Origin of the sequence: Burkholderia sp. MSMB1826, from assembly GCF_001526325.1 — a bacterium.
Taxonomy (GTDB): Bacteria; Pseudomonadota; Gammaproteobacteria; order Burkholderiales; family Burkholderiaceae; genus Burkholderia.
On sequence record NZ_LOYN01000029.1, the window covers coordinates 125,975 to 147,763 of the forward strand.

Sequence of the window (21,789 nt, forward strand, 5' to 3'; positions counted from 1 at the left end):
GCCCGGCGCTCAGACCGGATGCGCGAGATCGGCGGCGCTCGTGAACGAGTCCGCGTAGAACTCGTCGGCCGGCAGCGCGTGGTGCTGCGTGAAGTCGCGCTGCGCGGATTCGACCATCACCGGCGCGCCGCACGCGTACACCTGGTGGCCCGACAGATCGGGCAGGTCCTCGATCACCGCGCGATGGACGAAGCCCGTGCGGCCCGTCCACTGGTCGGCATCGTCCGGCTCGGAGAGCACCGGCACGTACTTGAAGTTCGGGATGTCGCGCGCCCACTGCTCGGCGAGTTCGGCGAGGTAGATGTCCTTCTTGCGGCGCGCGCCCCAGTAGAGCGTCATCGGGCGCGTGATGCCCGCGTGCTTCACGTGCTCGATGATCGCCTTGATCGGCGCGAAGCCGGTGCCCGACGCGAGCAGCACGATCGGCTTGTCGGAATCCTCGCGCAGGAAGAACGTGCCGAGCGGGCCTTCGAAGCGCAGGATGTCGCGCTCCTTCATCGCACCGAACACGTGGTCGGTGAACTTGCCGCCCGGCATGTGGCGGATGTGCAGCTCGATCGGGCCTTCCTCGTGCGGCGCGTTCGCCATCGAGTAGCTGCGGCGCGAGCCGTCCTTCAGGATGAATTCGACGTACTGGCCCGCGAGGTACTGCAGGCGTTCGTTGGCCGGCAACTGCAGCTTCACGACCATCACGTCGTCCGCCTTGCGTTCGAGCGCGGCGATCCGGCACGGCAGCTTCTTGACCTGCACGCCGTCGACGCCGGCGATCTCGCGCACGTCGATCTCGAGATCGCATTGCGCCTTCGAGCAGCACAGCAGCGCGAGGCCGCGCGTGCGTTCGTCGTTGGACAGCGCCGACGCGGCATGCGGGCCCTGTTCGATCTGGCCCGACACGATCTGGCCCTTGCAGGAGCCGCACGCGCCGTTCTTGCAGCCGTACGGCAGATGGACGTTCTGGCGCAGCGCGGCCGCCAGCACGGTTTCGTCCGACTCGACCTGGAACTGCCGGCCGCTTTGCTTGAGAGTGACGTTGAATGCCATAGAACCAAACTAGAACAAAATGGGGGGACCGTGCGTGTCGCGCACGGCAGCTACAATGCAAAACCGTTGCGCGTCGCGCAACGGCGGCTACTGATTTCGCAACCAACATGATCGCGACACGAATCCTGCGCCGGCCGCGCGTACTGATCGTCGGCTGCGGCGACGTCGGCATGCGCTGCGTCGCGCAATGGCGTGACGCGCGCCGCAATCTGCGCATCTTCGCGCTGACGAGCCACCCGGCTCGCCGCGACGAACTGCGCGCCGTAGGCGCGACGCCGATCGTCGGCGATCTCGATCGCCCGGCGACGCTCGGCCGCCTCGCGGGCCTCGCCCGCACGATCCTGCATCTCGCGCCGCCGCAATCCGACGGCCGCGACGACCGGCGCACGCGTGCGCTGATCGCCGCAACGTCCATGCCCGCGCGTCGGCCGGCGGCGCCGCCGGCACCGGCGGCCGGCCGGCTCCGAACGCTGCGCAGCGCGGCGCGACAGGCCGGCGCGCCCGTTCGGGCAGCGCGTATTGTACCCGACGGTCTTCGCGCGCCGAGGCTCGTCTACGCCAGTACGACGGGCGTCTACGGCGATTGCGGCGGCGCGCGCATCGACGAGACGCAACCCCTGCGCCCCGCGAACCCGCGCGCGTTCCGGCGCGTGTCGGCCGAGCGGCAACTGCGCGCGGCGACGGTGCGCGGCGCGTTGTCGGCGCGCATCGTGCGCATTCCCGGCATCTATGCGGCGAACCGCCTGCCGCTCGCGCGGCTCGAGCGCGGCACGCCGGCGCTCGAGCCGGCCGACGACGTGTACACGAACCACATCCACGCGGACGATCTCGCGGCGATCTTGCGCCGTGCGGCCGAGCGCGGCAAGCCGGCGCGCGTCGTGCACGCGTCGGACGACACCGAACTGCGGATGGGGGAGTATTTCGACCGGGTCGCGCAGGCGCTCGGCCTGCCGAGGCCGCCGCGCGTCAGCCGCGCGGACGCGGAGCGCCTGCTCGAGCCGATGCTGCTGTCGTTCATGCGCGAGTCGCGGCGCCTGTCCAACGCACGGCTCAAGGCCGAATTGTGCGTGACGTTGCGCTATCCGACCGTAGACGATTTCCTTCAAACGCTCGCGCCGGGCAGCGCGTCAGGTGAGCGCCGGTAACGCCTCGATCAGCAGGAAGCACAGCAGCGCACCGATCAGCGCACCGATCAGGTTCGGATGATATTTGTGCTTCAGATGCATCGTGACCAGCAGGCCGCCGATCGCGATGACGCCGACGACCGCGAACGCGATCATCACCGACGACAGTTCGAAAGAATGGTTGATGTTCATGACGTCCCCCCTGCATCGCTGCTCTTGCAGCTTGTGATTTCAGTATAGCGGGGGAACCTGCGGCGCAGGGGCGGCCGGATGCCGAACGGTCGTGCGGATTTTCCCTTACAGGGTTTGGACGGGATTGCGCAGCGCGGCAAGGTCGGCTTCGTCGAGCCACCGCCATGCGCCGGGTGCGAGATCGTCCGGCAGCGCGAAGCCGCCGATGCTTTCGCGATGCAGCGACTCGACGCGGTTGCTCGCCGCCGCAACCATCCGCTTGACCTGGTGGTACTTGCCTTCGAGCACGGTCAGCGCGAGCGCGTGCGTGTCGCGGGCGGCGGCGGCGACGGCCGCGATCGGCTTCGGCTCGCCATGCAATTGCACGCCGGTGCGCAGTGCCTGCAGTTGCGTGTCGTCGAGCGGGTGGCGTACGGTCGCGACGTAGGTCTTCGGCACCTTGCGCTTCGGCGACGTGTACGCGTGCACGAACTGGCCGTCGTCGGACAGCAGCAGCAGGCCGGTCGTGTCCTGGTCGAGCCGGCCGACGCACTGCACGCCGCGTGCGACGAGCGGCGCGGGCAACAGGCTGAACACGCTCGCATGGTGCTGCGGATCGCGCGAACACTCGTAGCCGGCCGGCTTGTTGAGCGCGAGATACGCGCGCGCATGGAACGGCCATGCCGTATCGTCGACCGAGAACACGAGGCCGTCGGTATCGAAGGTGGCGTCCGGGGCGGTCGCGGCCGCGCCGGCGACGGCGACGCGGCCTGCTTCGATCAGGCCGCGGCACTGGCGGCGCGAGCCGAAGCCTTGGGTGTAGAGAATGCTTTCGAGATCCATAGCGCGCGCATTCTATCAAGCGCCGGCGCAGGGCCGGCATGGACGCGCATGCGCTGGTAAGCTGCCGGAACGCTGCGCGGCGCGCGGCGCTCGTTCATTCTTCACGGAAAGCCCATGCCTTTCGATTCATTCCCGTTCGGCCGCCATGCTGCCGCGGCCATCGTCGTCGCGACCGTTTCGTCGACCGTGTTCGCGCATGCGCATCTCGCGAAGAGCGATCCGCCGGCGGGCGCCGCGCTGGCAGCCGCACCGGCGGCCGTCACGATCGACTTCACCGAGCCGCTGGAGCCGGCATTCAGTTCGATCGTCGTCGTCGACGGCGACGGCAAGACGGTGTCGAACGGCCGCTCGCGCATCGACGCGTCGAACCGCAAGCGGATGACGGTGCCGCTCGCGGCGCTCGGCGCGGGCGCGTACACGGTGAAGTGGGTGGCCGTCGCGACCGACGGGCATCGCACGCAGGGCGCGTACGGCTTCGGCGTGAAGTGACGCAACGGCGGCGGCAAGCCCGTGCCAGGATTGCCCCCGCCTTTATCCGACAGGAGTCTCCGGCATGAATCCGACGACGCTCGACGCACTCGCCGATTTCCCCCGCCAGCTCGAAGCGCATTTCGCGGCCGTCCCCGACGGCTATGCGCGCTGGACACCCGACGACTGGGCCGGCATTCCGAGCGAGCATTTCTCGCCGCTCGGGCAGCTCTGCCATGTGCGCGACATCGAGATCGACGGCTATCACGTGCGGCTGCGCCGCATGCTCGACGAAGACCGGCCGCTGCTCGTCTCGATCGACGGCGACGCGCTCGCGATCGAGCGGCGCTACAACGACGCGTATGCGTCCGACGTGCTCGCGGCGATTCGCGACGCGCGGCGCGAGACGCTGGAGCTGCTGTCGCGCCTCACGCCCGAACAGTTCGAGCGTACCGGCGAGTTCGAGGGCTACGGTGCGCTGACCGTGCGTGGGCTCGTCCATTACCTGTGCAGCCACGATCAGCAGCATCTGGCGGGCATGCAGTGGCTGCTCGGCAAGATCGACGCGGCGCTGTACGCACGCTGAGCCGGCCGGCGGCCGTGCGATCGACCGCGCAATCCGGCGCTCTTGTCGGTGCGGCAGGCCGCCTTGCATTGCTTCGATTGGATCGATTTTCTGGATAATCCATCCAGCCGCGGCCGGCTGACCGGCGGCTCGCGCATGCCTACACTCCTAGCTTCGTTCACCGAAAAAAGGAGTCAACCGTGGCAACTCATACGCTCGCAGACAAGGTCGTCCTGATCGCAGGCGGCGCAAAGAATCTCGGCGGCCTGATCGCCCGGGACCTGGCTGGCCACGGCGCGAAGGCGGTGGCGATTCACTACAACAGCACGGCATCGCAGGCGCAGGCCGAGGAGACGGCCGCCGCGGTGCGCGCGGCCGGCGCGCAAGCCGCGACGTTCCAGGCGGACCTGACGACGGCTGCCGCGGTCGAGAAGCTGTTCGACGACGCGAAGCAGCGCTTCGGCAAGATCGACATCGCGATCAACACGGTCGGCAAGGTGCTGAAGAAGCCGTTCACCGAGATCAGCGAGGCCGAGTACGACGAGATGTTCGCGGTCAACAGCAAGTCGGCGTTCTTCTTCATCAAGGAAGCCGGGCGGCACCTCGAGGATCACGGCAAGCTCGTCACGCTCGTGACGTCGCTGCTCGGCGCGTTCACGCCGTTCTACGCGGCGTACGAAGGGTCGAAGGCGCCGGTCGAGCACTTCACGCGCGCGGCGTCGAAGGAATACGGCGCGCGCGGCATCTCGGTGACGGCCGTCGGGCCGGGCCCGATGGACACGCCGTTCTTCTATCCGGCCGAAGGCGCCGATGCGGTCGCGTACCACAAGACGGCCGCCGCGCTGTCGCCGTTCAGCAAGACGGGGCTGACCGACATCGAGGACGTCGTGCCGTTCATCCGCCATCTCGTGACCGACGGCTGGTGGATCACGGGCCAGACGATCCTGATCAACGGCGGCTATACGACCAAGTAACCGGGCCGCTCACGGGCAGCTCACGGGCCGCGCCGGCGGCCGTTGCGGCCGCGCGGCGCACCGCAATGGCGCGTTTGCGTGGACAATGGACGGGCGCGCGGTCACGAGGCCGCGCGCCCGTTTTTCTTTGTGTCGCCGAAGCCGGCCGCGATGCGCGGCAGCCGGCGGCCGCGACCGTTCGAACCCGGGTTTCCCGCCGATGGACAAGCTGGATCAGGTCAGGATCTTCCTGCAGGTTGCCGAGATGGGCAGCTTCATCAAGGCCGCGCATGCGCTCGACGTGCCGCGCGCGACCGTGTCGGCGGCCGTCCAGCAGCTCGAGACGGCGCTCGGCACGCGCCTGTTGCATCGCACGACGCGCCAGGTGCAGCTGACCGCCGACGGCGCGCTGCTGCTCGAACGCGGCCGGCGCCTGCTCGCGGAAGCCGACGAACTCGACCGCCTGTTTCGGCGCCGCGACCGCGACGTGGTCGGGCGGCTGAACGTCGACGTGCCGAGCCGGATCGCGCGCCGCGTCGTGGCGCCCGCGCTGCCGTCGCTGTTTCGCCGCCACCCGAAGCTGCAACTGTCCCTCGGCTCGACGGACCGCACGATCGACCTCGTGCAGGAGGGGGTCGATTGCGCGATCCGCGTCGGGCGGCTCGCGGACAGCAGCCTCGTCGTGCGGCCGCTCGGGCAGTTCGCGCTGATCAACTGCGCGAGCCCCGACTACCTGCGCGAATGCGGCGTGCCCGAGCATCCGGATGCGCTCGCGCACGGGCACTGGGCGATCGGCTATGCGTCGCCGACGACGGGGCGCGAGCTCGGCTGGGAATACTGCGCGGACGGACAGCGGCACGAACTGACGCTGCCGAGCCGCGTGATCGTCAACAACGCCGAGACCTATATCGCCAGCTGCATCGCGGGAATGGGGCTGATCCAGATTCCGCGCTTCGACGTCGAGCATCTGCTGGCAAGCGGCGCACTCGTCGACGTGATGCCCGGCCACCGCTCCGAGCCGATGGACGTGGCGGCCGTGTATCCGCACCGCCGGCATCGCTCGAGGCGGCTCAACGCGTTCATCGAGTGGTTCGGCGAGTTGATGGCCGATGCGTTGAACGACGCGGGCGCGAGCGGCAGCGGCGACTGAAGGCGGCATCGTGCCGGTATCCGCGGGCCGTTCCGCCGTTCGCCGGCTCGGGATGCGGCCGATCGGCACCGGTGCGCTGCGGCCGTGCGGCGACCGCGCCGCGCATGCTCAAGCGGCGAACTGCCGGGTGCGCCCGGTGGCGCGTACCGCGTCGATCAGCGCGGCGCCGACGCCCGCGGGTTTCGACGCGAATGCGTAAAAGCGTGCGGCCGGCAGCGCCGGCAGGCCGTCGTGCGGCCCGCACTCGCGCAGGCCGTCGCGCAACTGGCTGCGCGCGAGCGCCGTGACCGCGAAACCGGCGAGCGCGGCCGACATGCAGCCGGCCATGCTCCCGCTTTCGAACAGCACGCGAAACGGCCGCAGCGCTGCGGCGAGCGCGGACACCGCGGCTTGCCGATACACGCACGGCTCCGGAAACAGCGCGAGCGGCACGCCTTCGTCGGCATCGAGCGCCGTATCGGCCGCGAATGCCCACACGAGCGGCTCCTCCCACAGCAGTTCGCCGGGCGTGTCGACCTGTCGGCACTGCTTGCCGAATACGACGTCGAGCCGGCCCAGCGATTGCTCCCGCAACAGCGACGCGGTGATGCCGACCTTCAGTTCGATCGAGGTGCGCGGATGGCTGTCGCGGAACGTGCGCAGCACCTGCGGCAGCCACGTGCCCGCGAAATCCTCCGACGCGCCGACCCGCAGCGGCCCGTGCGCCGGCGCGCCGCGCAGCCGCGCGCGCACTTCGCGCTCCATGTCGACGATGTTGCGCGCGTACGCGTACAGCGTGTCGCCGGCCGGCGTCAGCGCGATACGGCGTGTCGTGCGCGCGAGCAGCACGGTGCCGGCCGCCTGTTCCAGCCGCTTGATGTGGCCGCTGACGGCGGACGGCGTCAGCGCGAGGCGCTCGGCGGCCGGCGCGAACCCGCGACTGTCGACCACTTCGAGAAAAGTGCGCAGCAGCGCGATGTCGAGCGCGGTCGATGCGGGGTCGGTCGATGGTTCCATGGATCGATTCAACGCAATATTTGAAGAGTAAGTCATGATATTCCGCGAATCGTGATGAAAAGCCGGCCTACCATCGTACGTTCATGCTGACCTCGACCTGATGGAGGACCCGATGACGCCCTATGCGTATGCGACGACCGCGTCGCTCGACATTGCCTATCTCGAATGGAACCCGCGCGGCGAACGCGTCGCCGTGCTGCTGCACGGCTGGCCGGACAGTCCGGTCGGCTGGGAAGCGGTGGCAGCGGCACTCGTTGCGCGCGGCTACCGCGTGCTCGCGCCCGCATTGCGCGGTTTTGCGCCGACGCGCTTTCGCGATGCGTCCGTGCCGCGCAGCGGCCAGCTCGCGGCGCTCGGGCGCGACCTGCTCGAATTCGTCGACGCGCTCGGTATCGCGCGGCCCGTGCTGGTCGGGCACGACTGGGGCGCCCGCGCGGCCGCGAACGCCTGCGGGCTGCGCGGCGGGGCCGCATCGCATCTCGTGATGCTGTCGGTCGGGTACGGCACCAACGATCCCGCTCAGCCGCTGTCGCTGCAGCAGGCGCGCAACTACTGGTACCACTGGTTCATGGCGACGCCGCGCGGCGAGCAGGCGCTGCGCGACGACCGCCGTGCGTTCGCGCGCCTGATGTGGGATACGTGGTCGCCGCCGGGCTGGTATCGCGACGGCGATTTCGACGCGGCGGCCGTCGCGTTCGACGGACCCGACTGGATCGACGTCGTGCTGCATTCGTACCGGCAGCGCTGGGGCTTCGCGCCGGGCACGCCGGCCTATGCGGACGACGACGCGCGGCTGAACCCGGCGCCCGTGCTGGCGGTGCCGACGCTCGTGCTGCATGGCGGCGCGGACACCTGCAATCATCCGGACAGCTCGGCCGGGCGCGAGCGGTTCTTCGCCGGACGGTACGAGCGGCAGGTGCTCGACGGCGTCGGGCACTTCCCGCAGCGCGAATCCGCGGCGGCGGTCGCGGACGCGATTCTCGGGTTCTGCGAGCGGGGGTGACCCGCGCCGGCCGGCCCGGCGCGGGAAGGGTCAACCGTGCACGCGCGGCGCGAGCAGGTCGGCGAGCCCGATGTTTCTGAACATCTCGCGGCGGATGCGATCGCCGACGCGGAACACTTCCTCGGCGCCGTCCTGCGACGGGTCGACGAACACGCGGTAAGGGCGCTTGCCGGCCGGCGCCGCGACGAGCGCGGCAATCGCCGTGGCGACGGCGCCTGCATCGGCGTTAGCCGGCTCGAGCGCGGCGAGGCCCTTCAATGCCTGATCGGCGACGCCCGCGTACGGTCCGCTGTCGTAGGCGGCCTGCACGACGGTATCGGCCGGCTTGCCCGCATGGAGGAAGTGATTCGTGCCCCGGGTGAACGCGCCCGGCACGACGATCGACGTTTCGATGCCCCAGCGCGCGAGTTCGGCCGCGTAGGACACCGCGAGCGAGTCCATCGCGGCTTTCGCGGCGAAGTAGGGCGCGAGGAACGGCGGGGTGCCGCCGCGCGCCGACGAGGACGACACCCAGACGAGCAGGCCGCGGCCTTGGCGGCGCAGGTGCGGCAGCGCCGCGCGGTTCACGCGCTGGGTCGACACGACGTTGACGTCGTAGAGCTGCGCGAGCTGTTCGGGCGTGAACGCTTCGGCCGGCCCGAACACCATGTGGCCGGCGTTGTGGACGACGACGTCCAGACGGCCGTCGTCGGCGATCACGCGATCGATTGCGGCGTCGACCGATGCATCGTCGCCGACGTCGAGCTCGAGGCTGCGCAGGTCGACGCCGTGTTCTTGCGCATAGGTGGCGACGGCGGCGACGCGCGGCGCGTTGCGCCCGGCGCTCTCGCGCATCGATGCGTAGACCGTGTGACCGGCGCGGGCGAGCGCCTGGGCCGTCAGCAGGCCGAAGCCGCTGGACGCGCCGGTGACGAGGATGACTTCCTTCATGAGCGATCTCCTGGCGGAAAGACGAGTGGGTAGCGGGCGGTCCGTCAGCACATGCCGCCGTTGGCGCGCAGGATCTGGCCGTTGATCCACGCGCCGTCCGGGCCGGCGAGGAACGCGACGACGCGCGCGATGTCGTCGGGCTGGCCGAGCCGCTCGAGCGGGTTCAACTTCGCGAGCCGATCGACGAGTTCGGCGCTCTTGCCCTGCAGGAACAACTCGGTCGCGACCGGTCCCGGCGCGACGGCGTTCACGCGGACGCCGCGCCCGCGCATTTCCTGCGCGAGCACCTGCGTGAGGCTTTCGACCGCCGACTTGCTCGCGACGTACACGCCGTAAGTCGGCATGCGCATGCCGATCACGCTGGTCGACAGGTTGATGATGCGTCCGCCGTCGCGCACCCGTTTTGCCGCTTCGCGGCATACGTTGAACGTGCCTTTCACGTTGATGGCGATCGTTTCGTCGAACAGCGCGTCGTCGCAGTCGGCGATCGCGGCCAGCTTCATCACGCCCGCCGAATTGACCACCACGTCGATGCCGCCGAATGCGTCGCGGGCGGCGTCGAACAGCGCGGCCACGGCCGCGGGGTCGGCGACGTTCGCCTGCACCGCGACGGCATGGCCGCCGTCGGCGACGATCGCATCGACCACGTCGCGGGCCGGGCCGGCGCTGCCGGCATAGTTGACGACGACCCGGAAACCGTCCCGGGCGAGCTGACGGGCGATTTCCGCGCCGATGCCGCGCGACGAACCCGTGACGAGGGCGACCTGTTCCGATGTGCTCATGTCCTGCTCCTTGGTGAAGGGATGAATGCCGTTCGATCCGGCGACAGGACTACTGTAGGCTTCCTCAATCAATAAAAATAATGAATAATGATCAGTCAATGAATGACTGAAAGTATGTCTCATGGGGTTCGACAGCAGGCTGCTCAGCGGTATCGGGGTGCTCTCCGCGGTGATCGAGGCCGGCACCTTCGCGCGCGCGGGCGAGGCGATGGGGCTGACTCAACCGGCGGTGAGCCGCGCCGTCGCCCGGCTGGAACAGCGCGTCGGCATCCGGATCTTCAACCGGACGGCGCGCGCGATCACGCTGACCGACGAAGGGCGGCGCTTTTACGAGGCGGTCGCGCCGCTGCTGGCCGGCATCGAGGAGGCGGCGCTCGACGCCGGCCAGTCGAAGGCGCGCGTGAGGGGGCGGCTGCGCGTGAACGTGGACGGCACGTTCGGTCACTACGTGCTCGCGCCGCGGATGGCGGAATTTCTCGACCGCTTTCCCGACCTGTCCGTCGAGATCAGCGTGCGCGACCGGATGGGCGACCTCGTCGCCGACGGCTTCGACGTGGCCGTGCGCTTCGGCATCCCGGAGCCGTCGTCATATCGTGCGCGCCTGCTGGTCGAGACGCGCGTGCTGACCTGCGCGTCGGCGGCCTATGTCGCGCGTCATGGCGAACCGCGGCACCCGCGGGATCTCGCGGACGGTCACCGGTGCGTGCTGATCCGCAATCCGGTAACGGGGCGGCCGTACGAATGGGAATTTCATCGCGGCAAGGAAGTCGTGCCGGTCGACGCCGCCGGCAGGCTGACGGTCAACGATACGGGCGGGCTGCTCGGCGCGTGCCTGGGCGGCGTCGGCATTGCGCAACTGCTGGAACTCTATGCGCGGGACGTCCTGGCCGACGGTCGGTTGGTGCAGTTGTTGCCCGAGTGGGCGGACGAGACTTTCCCGCTTTACGCGTATCACCACGCGTCGAATCTCGTGTCGGCGAAGGTGAGGGTGTTTCTCGACTTCGTCCGCGAGCTGATGGCCTGAGTCAAGTGGCTGCACGACGAAGGCTGCCGTCAGGTCATTCGGTGCGATGGGGAAGGGTGTCCGGGAATGGATACGGCGCATGCGGCCCGGGCCAGTCGGGTACGGGCGGCGCGCTTAGTATGTCGCAACCGCCGAGCGCGAGCGCCAGCACGGTGGCGAGCACGGCGCGGCAGACCCGGCATGAAATCCTGCGCATGGACATGGGCGGCCTCCGTGGTCGGCATCTCCCCGATGCTTGGACTGCCGGGCGGGACGTCCGTCGCGGCGATGCGGCGCAAAAACAAAAAACCCGCGAAGCGGCGAGCTTGCGCGGGTTTCGAGCGTTGCAGCGGATGACGCTGCGAAAGACTGGTGCCCAGGGCCGGAATCGAACCGGCACGCCTTGCGGCGGGGGATTTTGAGTCCCCTGCGTCTACCAATTTCACCACCTGGGCTTGATCGTGGCCGCGCATGCGGTTGTGCGCGGCGAAACGCGGATTATGGCGGAAATCCGGACGGCGGGCAAGCTACCCGGCATCCGGCGTACGAGTCACTGGCTCAGATAGACGAAGCGACCCTGTTTCACGATCCCCATCACGCTCGCGCGCTGGTCGAGCCCCACGTGATCCTTGTCGCTCGTGTTGACGACGCCGTTCGGCACGACGAGCTCGTGCGCGCGCTCGAGTTCGCGCCGCAGCGCCGCGCGGAACGCGGGCGTGCCGGGCTGCGCGGCCTTCAGCGCGCGGCCGACCGCGTCGGCGAGGCGCGGATAGACGCCCGCCGCATCGCCCGCGAACTGCGTGACGGTGCCGGCGCCGTATTTCGTTTCATACGCGTCGACGAATGCCAACGCGGCCTTGCGCGCCGGATGGTCGGCAGGCAGCGTGCGCGCGACGACCACCGGCTGGGTCGGGAACAGCGTGCCGTCGACGTCCTTGCCGCCGAGCTTGATGAATTCCGGCGTCGCGATCCCGTGGGTCTGGTAGATCGCGCCCTTGTAGCCGCGCTCGATCAGCGTGCGCTGCGGCAGCACGGCCGGCGTGCCTGAGCCCGCGATCAGGATCGCATCGGGTTTCGCCGCGATCAGCTTCAGCGCCTGGCCGGTGACGCTCGCGTCGGTGCGATTGAAGCGCTCGGTCGCGACCACGCGGATCTTGCGCAGGTCCGCGAAGCGCGTGAATTCGTTGAGCCAGCTGTCGCCGTAGCTGTCCGCGAAGCCGATGAAGCCGACCGTCTTCACGCCGTGGTTGGCCATGTAGCGCGTCATCACGTCGGCCATCGCGCGGTCGCTCTGCGCCATCTTGAACGCCCAGGTCCGCGCGCCTTCCTGCGGCTCGACGATCGCGCCCGAGCCGACCAGCGTGATCATCGGCGTCTGCGCGGCGGCCACCGCGTCGAGCGCCGCGAGCGCGGCCGGCGTGATGTTCGGCCCGACCACGACGTCGACGTGATCCTCGTCGACCAGCTTGCGAATGTTGCGCACCGCGGTGCCCGGATCGGACGCGTCGTCGAGTACCGTCACCTGCACCGGCTGCCCGGCGATCGTCTTCGGCCACATCAGGATCGCGTTCTTGCTCGTGATGCCGATCGCGGCGGCCGGGCCGGTCGACGACAGATCGACGCCGATCTTCAGGTCGGCATGCGCGACCGCGCAGGCGAACACGAGGGCGGCGCCGGCGGCGCGGCGCAACAAGGCGGGAAGCGTCATGCGGGAATCTCCATGTCCGTCGGGCAACGAAAAGGGGCGCAATGTGCGCCCCCCGGTTCATACCTGTCCGTCAAAGCTCGTACGATTCGGCTTCGCCCTTGAGCGCCTGCTCGATCAGCTTGCGGTTCAGCGTCGGCGACAGCAGCTCGACGAGCGTATACACATAGCTGCGCAGGTAGGCGCCCTGCTTGAGCGCGACGCGCGTCACGTTGCTGCCGAACAGATGGCCGACCGGGATCAGCCGCAAGCCGCGATCGCGCTCGGGATTGAACGCGATGTCGGCCATGATGCCGACGCCCAGGCCGAGTTCGACATAGGTCTTGATCACGTCGGCGTCGATCGCCTCGAGCACGATGTCCGGCGACAGTCCGCGCAGCGCGAACGCATGATTGATCTTCTTGCGGCCCGCGAACGCGTCGTCGTACGTGATCAGCGGGTATTGCGCGAGATCGTCCAGCGTGACCGGCTTGCGTTCGAGCAGCGGATGGTCGGCCGGCACGACGGCCGCGTGATGCCACTGGAAGCAGGGCAGCGACACGAGTTCCTTGTAGTCGGAGATCGCCTCGGTCGCGATCGCGAGATCGGCCTGGTCGTGGATCACCATCTCGGCCACCTGCGTCGGGCTGCCCTGCAGGATCGACAGGTGCACCTTCGGGAAGCGCTTCTTGAACTCGGCGATCGCCGCCGGCAGCGAGTAGCGGGCCTGCGTGTGGGTCGCCGCGATGGTCAGGTTGCCCTGGTCCTGCGCCGCATAATCTTTCCCGACCCTCTTTAAACTTTCAACTTCCTGAAGAATCCGCTCGACCGAGGCGAGGATGATCCGGCCCGGTTCGGTGAGCGAGCGCACGCGCTTGCCGTGCCGCGTGAAGATCTCGACGCCCAGCTCGTCCTCGAGCTCGATGATCGCCTTCGATACCCCCGGTTGCGACGTGTAGAGCGCCTTGGCGGCCTCGGTGAGGTTGAAATTCTGCCGGACGGCCTCGCGCACGAAGCGAAATTGGTGCAGGTTCATTTATAACCCTTCCGCATATCAACAGAATTTTTTAGTCGTTTGAAATATAAGGCGAGTTTATTACGATTCACCGGAGTTTTTCAAATATGGATATCTGTTTTCGTCATTAGCAATCCAGCCGGCAGCGGATGGCGGCGGTGACGACGGAACGGAGATTCGGGCGCGACGTGGCTAGGACGTCGCGCGGTCAACACGAAAACCCTGGGGTCCCCGAATGTATCAGTACGACCAATACGACCAGACGATCGTCGACGAGCGAGTCGCGCAGTACCGCGATCAGGTGCGCCGCCGGCTGTCGGGCGAGTTGAGCGAAGACGAATTCCGTCCGCTGCGTCTGCAGAACGGCCTGTACATGCAGCGCCACGCGTACATGCACCGCATCGCGATTCCGTACGGCAACCTGCGCAGCGACCAGCTCCGGATGCTGGCGCGCATCGCGCGCGAACACGACCGCGGCTACGGCCATTTCTCGACCCGCTCGAACATCCAGTTCAACTGGATCGAACTGGAAGAGACGCCCGAGATTCTCGCGAAGCTCGCGTCGGTGCAGATGCATGGCATCCAGACGTCGGGCAACTGCATCCGCAACATCACGGCCGACCAGTTCGCCGGCGTCGCGCAGGACGAAGAGATCGATCCGCGCCCGTGGGCCGAGATCCTGCGCCAGTGGTCGACGTTCCATCCCGAATTCGCGTGGCTGCCGCGCAAGTTCAAGATCGCGGTGTCGGGCTCGAAGCACGACCGCGCGGCCGTGCAGATCCACGACCTCGGCGTGTACCTGAAGAAGAACGCGCAGGGCGAGGTGGTCGCGAGCATCCTCGCGGGCGGCGGCCTCGGCCGTACGCCGATCGTCGGCGCGGTGATCAAGGAAGACCTGCCGTGGCAGCACCTGCTCACGTACTGCGAGGCCGTGCTGCGCGTGTACAACCGCTACGGCCGCCGCGACAACCTGTACAAGGCGCGGATCAAGATCCTCGTGAAGGCGCTGTCGCCGGCGAAGTTCGCGCAGCAGGTCGAGGAAGAATGGCAGCACCTGAAGGACGGCCCGTCGACGCTCACGCAGGCCGAAATCGACCGCGTGTCGCAGTACTTCCAGCCGCCGGTCTACGAAAAGCTTGCCGACACCGACGCGTCGTTCGAACAGCATCTGCTCGAGAACAAGGCGTTCGCGCGCTGGGTCGAGCGTAACGTCGCGCCGCACAAGGTGCCGGGCTATGCCGCCGTCACGCTGTCGCTGAAGGATCACCGCGTGGCCCCGGGCGACGCGACCGACGCGCAGATGGACCTGGTCGCCGACTGGGCCGACGCCTACTCGCTCGGCGAACTGCGCGTGTCGCACGAGCAGAACCTGATTCTCGCGAACGTGAAGAAGCGCGACCTGTTCGCGTTGTGGGAAAAGGCCAAGGCGGCCGGTTTCGCGACGCCGAACGTCGGCCTGCTGACCGACATCATCGCGTGCCCGGGCGGCGACTTCTGCTCGCTCGCGAACGCGAAGTCGATCCCGATCGCGCTCGCGATCCAGCAGCGTTTCGACGATCTGGACTACGTGTACGACCTCGGCGACCTGTCGCTGAACATTTCCGGTTGCATGAACTCGTGCGGCCATCACCACGTCGGCAATATCGGCATCCTCGGCGTCGACAAGGATGGCGCCGAGTGGTATCAGGTGTCGCTCGGCGGCGAGCAGGGCACGGGCCGCAACGGCGCGCGCCTCGGCCGCGTGATCGGCCCGTCGTTCTCCGCGCAAGAAGTGCCGGACGTGATCGCGACGCTGATCGACACGTTCGTCGAAGCGCGCATCGACGGCGAGCGCTTCATCGACACGTACGACCGCATCGGCATCGCGCCGTTCAAGGAGCGCGTGTATGCGGCGCGCCAGGCCGTGAACGCGTAATCAACCGGGTAGAAGGAATTTGCAGATGGCTTCGATTATCAAGAACCGCGCAGTGATCGACGATGCATGGCAGGTCGTGCGCGCGGCGGAAGACGGCGCGCTGCCCGCGGTCGACGCGTTGCCGGCCGGCAAGGTGCTGGTGCCGTTCGCGTTGTGGCAGGCCGAGCGTGCGGCGCTCGTCGCCGCGAAGACGAAGGACGAACTCGGCGTGTGGCTCGCGCCGGACAGCGAACCGGCCGATCTCGTGGCCGATTTCGGCGCGATCTCGCTGGTCGCCGTCGATTTCCCGCGCTTCGCGGACGGCCGCGGCTACAGCATCGCGCGCCTGCTGCGCGAACGCCACGGCTGGACGGGCGAGCTGCGCGCGATCGGCGACGTGCTGCGCGATCAACTGCTGTACATGTCGCGCTGCGGCTTCGACGCGTTCGCGGTGCGCGCCGACAAGGACATCCACGACGCGCTGAATGCGTTCACGGAATTCACGCAGCGTTACCAGGGCGCATTCGACGAGCCGGCGCCGCTGTTCCGCCGCCGCGAGGCCGCGGCCGACACCAAGGTGACCGCATGAGCACCGCGACCGCCACCGAGCTGACGCCGGAACTCGCCGCGAAGGTCGAGCGCCTCGACGCGCTGCTTGCGCGGATCGGCGCCCGTCACGACAAGGTGAAATTCGCGAGCAGCCTTGCGGCGGAGGACATGCTGCTCACGCACGCGATCCTGTCGAAGGGCGTGCCGATCGGCATCTTCTCGCTGAACACGGGCCGCCTGCATGCGGAAACGCTCGGCATGATCGACCGCGTGCGCGAGCGCTACGGCTACGAGATCGAGCAGTTCCACCCGCAGCAGGACGCGGTGGACCAGTACGTCGCCGAGCACGGCCTGAACGCGTTCTACGAGAGCGTCGAGCTGCGCAAGGCGTGCTGCCACATCCGCAAGGTCGAGCCGCTGAACCGCGCGCTGGCCGACGTCGGCGCGTGGGTGACGGGCCAGCGCCGCGAGCAGTCGGTCACGCGCGCGGAGCTGCACGAGGAAGAACAGGACGAAGCGCGCGGGATCGCGAAGTACAACCCGCTCGCCGACTGGACGGAAGCCGACGTGTGGGCGTACCTTAACGCGTTCGACGTGCCGGTGAACCCGCTGCACGCGCGCGGCTACCCGAGCATCGGCTGCGAGCCGTGCACGCGCGCGATCCGTCCCGGCGAGGACAGCCGCGCGGGCCGCTGGTGGTGGGAGTCGCGCGACACGAAGGAGTGCGGGCTGCACATCACGACGATCACGCCGATTCCCGCGAATGCCGACGCCGGCGCCGCGCACTGAAAACCGACAAGAAACTGAATATTGCGCCGCCTGCGACAGCGGGCGGCACGAACCCGGAAGAGAAGGACTGAAATCATGAGCACGACGCTCGAGCAATCCGCCTTTGCCCCGCCCACCGGCGCCGACAGCCGCATGGGCCACCTCGACTGGCTCGAAGCCGAGTCGATCCACATCCTGCGCGAACTCGTCGCCGAATGCAGCAAGCCGGCGCTGTTGTTCTCGGGCGGCAAGGATTCGGTCGTCGTGCTGCATCTGGCGCTGAAGGCGTTCGGCCTCGGCGCGAACCGCAAGACGACGCTGCCGTTCCCGCTCGTGCACATCGACACGGGCCACAACTACGAGGAAGTGATCGACTTCCGCGACCGCCGCGCGCAGGAGCTCGGCGCCGAGCTGGTGGTCGGCCACGTCGAGGATTCGATCAAGCGCGGCACGGTCGTGCTGCGCCGCGAAACCGATTCGCGTAACGCCGCGCAGGCCGTCACGCTGCTCGAGACGATCGAACAGCACGGCTATACGGCGCTGATCGGCGGCGCGCGCCGCGACGAAGAGAAGGCGCGCGCGAAGGAGCGCATCTTCTCGTTCCGCGACGAATTCGGCCAGTGGGACCCGAAGGCGCAGCGCCCGGAACTGTGGAGTCTGTACAACGCCCGCCTGCACAAGGGCGAGCATCTGCGTGTGTTCCCGATCTCGAACTGGACCGAGCTCGACGTGTGGCAGTACATCGCGCGCGAGAACCTCGAGCTGCCGTCGATCTATTACGCGCACCAGCGCGAGATCGTGCGCCGCAACGGGCTGCTCGTGCCGGTCACGCCGCTCACGCCGATGCGTGACGGCGAGACGAGCGAGCTGGCGCAGGTGCGCTTCCGCACGGTCGGCGACATCAGCTGCACGTGCCCGGTCGAAAGCGACGCGGACGACGTCGAGAAGATCATCGCCGAGACGGCGGTGACCGAGATCACCGAGCGCGGCGCGACCCGGATGGACGACCAGGCGTCCGAAGCCGCGATGGAACAGCGCAAGAAGCAAGGTTATTTCTGAAGCACACGAGGACATTCACATCATGAGCATCATCGAGAACACCGAAGACCTCGGCGTGTTGCGCTTCATCACCGCGGGCAGCGTCGACGACGGCAAGAGCACACTGATCGGCCGCCTGCTGTACGACAGCAAGGCCGTGCTGTCCGACCAGCTGTCCGCGCTGTCGCGCGCGAAGAACAAGCGCACGGTCGGCGACGAGCTCGATCTCGCGCTGCTGACGGACGGGCTGGAGGCCGAGCGCGAGCAGGGCATCACGATCGACGTCGCGTACCGCTATTTCGCGACCGCGAAGCGCAAGTTCATCATCGCCGACACGCCGGGCCACGAGCAGTACACGCGCAACATGGTGACGGGCGCGTCGACCGCGCACGCGGCGATCATCCTGATCGACGCGACACGCATCACGGTCGAGAACGGCGTCGTGCAACTCCTGCCGCAGACCAAGCGCCACAGCGCGATCGTCAAGCTGCTCGGGCTGCAGCACGTGATCGTCGCGATCAACAAGATGGACCTCGTCGACTACAGCGAGGCGCGCTTCAACGAGATCCGCGACGCGTACGTCGCGCTCGCGAAGCAGCTCGGCCTGACCGACGTGCGCTTCGTGCCGGTGTCGGCGCTGAAGGGCGACAACATCGTCGGCGCGAGCGAGCGCATGCCGTGGTACGCGGGCGAGCCGCTGCTCGACGTGCTCGAGTCGCTGCCGGTCGAGACGCAGGCGCACGACGCGCTGCGCTTCCCGGTGCAGTGGGTCGCGCGCCAGGACGGCAGCTCGGCCGACGATTTCCGCGGCTACATGGGCCGGATCGAGTCGGGCGAAGTGAAGGTCGGCGACGCGATCGTCGTGCTGCCGTCGAACCGCACCGCGACGGTCGCCGAGATCGTCGCGCCGGTGCCGGGCGGCACCGCATCGGTCGCGCACGCGTTCGCGGGCCAGACGGTGACGATCCGTCTCGAAGAGGATGTCGACGTGTCGCGGGGCGACATGTTCGTCACGGCCGCCGAGCCGGTCGAGCCGGCGAAGAAGCTCGAGGCGGACCTGTGCTGGTTCGACGAGACGCCGCTGTCGCCGCAGCGCAAGTACCTGCTGAAGCAGACCACCAGTACGGTGTTCGCGAAGATCGGCGGCGTCAAGCAGGTGCTCGACGTGCATACGCTGTCGCACGCGACCGATCGCCAGGACCTGAAGATGAACGATATCGGCCGCGTGGCGCTGACGCTGCAGAAGCCGATCGTGTGCGACACCTACGATGCGCACCCCGGCACGGGCGCGTTCGTGCTGATCGACGAGGCGACGCACCACACGGTCGCCGCCGGGATGATCCGCGCGTTCTCGGCGTAATCGTCAATCTGCGCGGCGGCGAACCGGCCGCCGCTGCAGGACCCTAGCGAAGCGACAAACATGGGCAAGGTATATCTGATCGGAGCAGGACCGGGCGCCGCGGACCTCATCACGGTGCGCGGCATGCGGCTGCTCGAGCAGGCCGACGTCGTGCTGCACGACGCGCTCGTCGAGCCTGCGATGCTCGACTATGCGCCGAACGCGCGGAAGATCGCGGTCGGCAAGCGCTGCGGGCAGCGCTCGACCGCGCAGCATTTCATCAACAAGCAGATCGTCGACGCGGCGCGCGAGCACGCGTGCGTCGTGCGGTTGAAGGGCGGCGATCCGATGCTGTTCGGTCGCGCCGAAGAGGAAATGCGCGCACTCGACGCGGCCGGCATCGACTACGAGATCGTGCCGGGCATCACCGCGGCGCTGGCCGGCGCGGCGACGCTGAAGCGTTCGCTCACGTTGCGCGGCGTATCGCGCAGCGTCGCGTTCGCGACGCACAGTCGCGCACCGGGCAGCGACGAGATTCGCGAAGCCGCACGCGCCGATTCGATCGTCTACTACATGGGCCGCGACAGCGCGCCCGGCATCGCGCAGGAATTGATCGACGCCGGCCGTGCGCCGGCGACGCCGGTGGCGATCGTCGAGGCATGCAGCACCGCGCGCGAACGCACGCTGACGCTGACGCTCGCCCGGATGGCGGCCGGCGATGCGCAGGCGTGGCTCGACCCCGCGGAACCGAGCCTGCTGATGATCGGCGATGCATTCGCCGAACGCACACGGCAGGCGCAGGCGGGCGATCCGGTGCGCAATGCCGCCTGAGCGCGGCTCGCGCGCGGTCCCAAACGCAAAAAGCGCCGGCAGATGCCGGCGCTTTTTCTTTGGGCGCGGCGAAGACGTGGCCTACGCGTCGTCGCCGAGCTGGTCGACGCAATAGCGCGCGACCGCGTCGAGCACGCCGTCGTCTTCGCCGACGGCCGTCGCGCAGCGGATCTCGACGCCCGGATGCGCGGCGCGGCATGCGTCGACGAGCTGCGGCAGGTCGCGGCGGACATGGCCGCCCTGGCCGAAGAACACGGGCACCACGGTGATGCGCGCGCAGCCGACCGCGACTTGCGCGGCCACGGCCTCGGCGAGCGACGGCGGCATCAGTTCGAGGAACGCGAGCGACACCTGCGCGGCAGGGGAGCCGGCGCCGCGCAGCCGCGCGGCGAGCCGCTCGAACGGCTCGGCCCAGCGCGGGTCGCGGGCGCCGTGGCCGAACAGGACGATACCGTGCGAATGCATGTCGAAGCCTCCGTCGCGCGCGGCGCTCAGTGCCGGTCGACCCACTTGAGCGCGAACAGGCCGAGCGCGAGATAGATGAGACCCGGCGTCGCGGCGGTGAGCGGCGCGGGCCACGTGTTCAGCGTGCCGATGTGCGAGAACAGCGTGTTGAGCAGCTGGAAGCTCATGCCGAGCATGATGCCGCCGAACACCTTCACGCCGACCACGCCCGCCCGCGTGTGCAGGTAGGCGAACGGCAGCGACAGCACGAGCATCACGAATACCGCGAACGGATACAGCAGCTTGCGCCACAGCGCGATGTCGTAGCGCTGCGTGTCCTGCTGGTTCTCGCGCAAGTGCTGGATGTAGCGGAACAGGTTGATGATCGACATGCGCTCCGGCGACACGAGCAGCACCGACAGGATCTGCGGCGTCAGGTCGGAGCGCAGCCGGTATTCGGGCAGCGACACCTGCTGCGACCGGTACACGGGGTTCAGCGCATCGGCCGGCTGGCCGCTGACCGGCTTGATCGGCGTCAGCTCCGTTTCGGTGACGCCTTTCAGCAGCCAGTGGCCGGGGGGCTCGTAGCGGCCGGTTTGCGCGATCCGCACGTTCTGCAGCTGGAACTTGGAGTCGAACTCGTAGATGCGCACGTTGCTGATCGTCGAGTCGGGCGACAGGCTGCCGACGTTGACGAAGCGCGTGACCTGCTCGCCGTTCTCGCGGGCCGCGAGCGTGTCCTTCACCCATACGCCCGACTGGAAGTTCGACGACACCGATGCGCCGAGCGCCTGCAGCCGCACGCGTTCGGACAGCTGGTCGGCGTACGGGCCGACGAATTCGCCGATCAGATAGGTGACGATCACGAGCGGCACGCCGATCTTCAGCAGCGAACGCAGCGCCTGGTTGGTCGCGAGGCCCGACACGCGGAAGATCGTGAATTCCGAGTTCGCGGCCATCTGTGCGAACACGTAGATCGCGCTGATCAGCGCGGCGACCGGGATGATCTCGTAGAAGCGCGACGGCGTCTGTAGCGCGACGCGCAGCACCGCGTAGCCGAACTTGTAGTTGCCGTGCCCGACCGAGTTCAGTTCGCTGATCAGGTCGAAGAAGAAGAACAGACCGGAGAACGCGAACAGGATGAAGATGAACGTGATGTAGATCTGCCGCGCGAAGTACTTTTCATAGAGCCGCATCG

The 21,789-nt window shown here is 68.3% G+C and carries 23 protein-coding genes and 1 tRNA gene; 13 read left to right on the forward strand and 11 right to left on the reverse strand.

What is annotated here, in order from left to right; translation table 11 throughout:
• Positions 1-9: 9 nt before the first annotated feature.
• Complete coding sequence (locus WS95_RS18100) at positions 10-1,041, reverse strand: CDP-6-deoxy-delta-3,4-glucoseen reductase (RefSeq protein WP_034208168.1); 1,032 nt, start codon at positions 1,039-1,041, stop codon at positions 10-12.
• A gap of 107 nt (positions 1,042-1,148) precedes the next feature.
• Here WS95_RS18100 and WS95_RS18105 point away from each other — a divergent pair, with 107 nt between their 5' ends.
• The gene (locus WS95_RS18105; RefSeq protein ID WP_059824918.1) at positions 1,149-2,186 is read left to right on the forward strand and encodes an NAD-dependent epimerase/dehydratase family protein; all 1,038 of its coding nucleotides are present in this window, start codon (positions 1,149-1,151) and stop codon (positions 2,184-2,186) included.
• Here the strand turns inward: WS95_RS18105 and WS95_RS18110 are convergent.
• Entirely contained in the window at positions 2,169-2,357 is a 189-nt protein-coding gene (locus tag WS95_RS18110) for a hypothetical protein (RefSeq protein WP_059824920.1), read from the reverse strand. The genes WS95_RS18105 and WS95_RS18110 overlap by 18 nt on opposite strands.
• A gap of 105 nt (positions 2,358-2,462) precedes the next feature.
• A complete protein-coding gene (locus WS95_RS18115; protein ID WP_059824921.1) occupies positions 2,463-3,179 on the reverse strand; it encodes a 16S rRNA pseudouridine(516) synthase in 717 nt (238 codons plus the stop codon).
• A 114-nt stretch (positions 3,180-3,293) separates the two neighbouring features.
• On the opposite strand from WS95_RS18115, the gene copC reads away from it, so the two are divergent.
• The 4 genes from copC to WS95_RS18135 all read left to right on the forward strand — a co-directional run bounded on the left by copC (position 3,294) and on the right by WS95_RS18135 (position 6,315).
• The gene (gene copC, locus WS95_RS18120; protein WP_059824923.1) at positions 3,294-3,668 is read left to right on the forward strand and encodes a copper homeostasis periplasmic binding protein CopC; all 375 of its coding nucleotides are present in this window, start codon (positions 3,294-3,296) and stop codon (positions 3,666-3,668) included.
• A gap of 64 nt (positions 3,669-3,732) precedes the next feature.
• Positions 3,733-4,233 (forward strand): DinB family protein, encoded by a 501-nt coding sequence (locus tag WS95_RS18125; protein WP_059824925.1) that lies wholly within the window; start codon positions 3,733-3,735, stop codon positions 4,231-4,233.
• Positions 4,234-4,412: 179 nt separating this feature from the next.
• On the forward strand, positions 4,413-5,186 hold the full coding sequence (locus tag WS95_RS18130; RefSeq protein ID WP_059824927.1) for an SDR family oxidoreductase: 774 nt from the start codon (positions 4,413-4,415) through the stop codon (positions 5,184-5,186).
• Positions 5,187-5,385: 199 nt separating this feature from the next.
• Complete coding sequence (locus WS95_RS18135) at positions 5,386-6,315, forward strand: LysR family transcriptional regulator (RefSeq protein WP_059824928.1); 930 nt, start codon at positions 5,386-5,388, stop codon at positions 6,313-6,315.
• Between the two features lie 108 nt (positions 6,316-6,423).
• On the opposite strand, the gene WS95_RS18140 is transcribed toward WS95_RS18135, so the two are convergent.
• Positions 6,424-7,311 (reverse strand): LysR substrate-binding domain-containing protein, encoded by an 888-nt coding sequence (locus WS95_RS18140; RefSeq protein WP_059782271.1) that lies wholly within the window; start codon positions 7,309-7,311, stop codon positions 6,424-6,426.
• Between the two features lie 112 nt (positions 7,312-7,423).
• On the opposite strand from WS95_RS18140, the gene WS95_RS18145 reads away from it, so the two are divergent.
• The gene (locus tag WS95_RS18145; protein WP_059825102.1) at positions 7,424-8,314 is read left to right on the forward strand and encodes an alpha/beta fold hydrolase; all 891 of its coding nucleotides are present in this window, start codon (positions 7,424-7,426) and stop codon (positions 8,312-8,314) included.
• A gap of 30 nt (positions 8,315-8,344) precedes the next feature.
• Here WS95_RS18145 and WS95_RS18150 read toward each other — a convergent pair whose 3' ends face one another.
• Positions 8,345-9,244 carry an SDR family oxidoreductase gene (locus WS95_RS18150; protein WP_059824930.1) on the reverse strand — a complete coding sequence of 300 codons (900 nt, stop codon included), beginning with the start codon at positions 9,242-9,244 and terminating at the stop codon, positions 8,345-8,347.
• A 44-nt stretch (positions 9,245-9,288) separates the two neighbouring features.
• On the reverse strand, positions 9,289-10,026 hold the full coding sequence (locus tag WS95_RS18155; RefSeq protein WP_059824932.1) for an SDR family oxidoreductase: 738 nt from the start codon (positions 10,024-10,026) through the stop codon (positions 9,289-9,291).
• A 121-nt stretch (positions 10,027-10,147) separates the two neighbouring features.
• Between WS95_RS18155 and WS95_RS18160 the strand changes: the two genes are divergently transcribed.
• Positions 10,148-11,050 (forward strand): LysR family transcriptional regulator, encoded by a 903-nt coding sequence (locus WS95_RS18160; RefSeq protein ID WP_034208157.1) that lies wholly within the window; start codon positions 10,148-10,150, stop codon positions 11,048-11,050.
• Between the two features lie 349 nt (positions 11,051-11,399).
• Here WS95_RS18160 and WS95_RS18165 read toward each other — a convergent pair.
• The 3 genes from WS95_RS18165 to WS95_RS18175 form a co-directional block, all read right to left on the reverse strand.
• A tRNA-Leu gene (locus WS95_RS18165) sits at positions 11,400-11,484 on the reverse strand.
• Positions 11,485-11,579: 95 nt separating this feature from the next.
• Positions 11,580-12,737, reverse strand: a complete 1,158-nt coding sequence (locus WS95_RS18170; RefSeq protein ID WP_059824933.1) for an ABC transporter substrate-binding protein — start codon at positions 12,735-12,737, stop codon at positions 11,580-11,582.
• Positions 12,738-12,807: 70 nt separating this feature from the next.
• Positions 12,808-13,749 (reverse strand): CysB family HTH-type transcriptional regulator, encoded by a 942-nt coding sequence (locus WS95_RS18175; RefSeq protein WP_006478072.1) that lies wholly within the window; start codon positions 13,747-13,749, stop codon positions 12,808-12,810.
• A gap of 214 nt (positions 13,750-13,963) precedes the next feature.
• On the opposite strand from WS95_RS18175, the gene WS95_RS18180 reads away from it, so the two are divergent.
• The 6 genes from WS95_RS18180 (at position 13,964) to cobA (ending at position 20,147) form a co-directional block, all read left to right on the forward strand.
• Entirely contained in the window at positions 13,964-15,643 is a 1,680-nt protein-coding gene (locus WS95_RS18180) for a nitrite/sulfite reductase (protein WP_034208155.1), read from the forward strand.
• 25 nt (positions 15,644-15,668) lie between these two features.
• On the forward strand, positions 15,669-16,211 hold the full coding sequence (locus WS95_RS18185; protein WP_059824935.1) for a DUF934 domain-containing protein: 543 nt from the start codon (positions 15,669-15,671) through the stop codon (positions 16,209-16,211).
• Positions 16,208-16,960, forward strand: coding sequence for a phosphoadenylyl-sulfate reductase (locus WS95_RS18190; RefSeq protein ID WP_034208153.1), 753 nt, complete (start codon positions 16,208-16,210; stop codon positions 16,958-16,960). The genes WS95_RS18185 and WS95_RS18190 overlap by 4 nt, the downstream gene beginning before the upstream one ends.
• Before the next feature lie 75 nt (positions 16,961-17,035).
• Positions 17,036-17,998 (forward strand): sulfate adenylyltransferase subunit CysD, encoded by a 963-nt coding sequence (gene cysD, locus WS95_RS18195; RefSeq protein ID WP_006478076.1) that lies wholly within the window; start codon positions 17,036-17,038, stop codon positions 17,996-17,998.
• A gap of 22 nt (positions 17,999-18,020) precedes the next feature.
• Complete coding sequence (locus tag WS95_RS18200) at positions 18,021-19,337, forward strand: sulfate adenylyltransferase subunit 1 (RefSeq protein WP_034208152.1); 1,317 nt, start codon at positions 18,021-18,023, stop codon at positions 19,335-19,337.
• Positions 19,338-19,397: 60 nt separating this feature from the next.
• Positions 19,398-20,147 (forward strand): uroporphyrinogen-III C-methyltransferase, encoded by a 750-nt coding sequence (gene cobA, locus WS95_RS18205; protein WP_034208151.1) that lies wholly within the window; start codon positions 19,398-19,400, stop codon positions 20,145-20,147.
• Positions 20,148-20,228: 81 nt separating this feature from the next.
• Here the strand turns inward: cobA and WS95_RS18210 are convergent, their stop codons facing one another.
• Together WS95_RS18210 and lptG are read right to left on the reverse strand one after the other, a co-directional pair.
• Positions 20,229-20,612: a sirohydrochlorin chelatase gene (locus WS95_RS18210; protein WP_059824937.1), complete on the reverse strand. Its 384-nt coding sequence runs from the start codon at positions 20,610-20,612 to the stop codon at positions 20,229-20,231.
• Between the two features lie 26 nt (positions 20,613-20,638).
• Positions 20,639-21,787 (reverse strand): LPS export ABC transporter permease LptG, encoded by a 1,149-nt coding sequence (lptG, locus tag WS95_RS18215; RefSeq protein ID WP_034208149.1) that lies wholly within the window; start codon positions 21,785-21,787, stop codon positions 20,639-20,641.
• Positions 21,788-21,789: the final 2 nt, after the last annotated feature.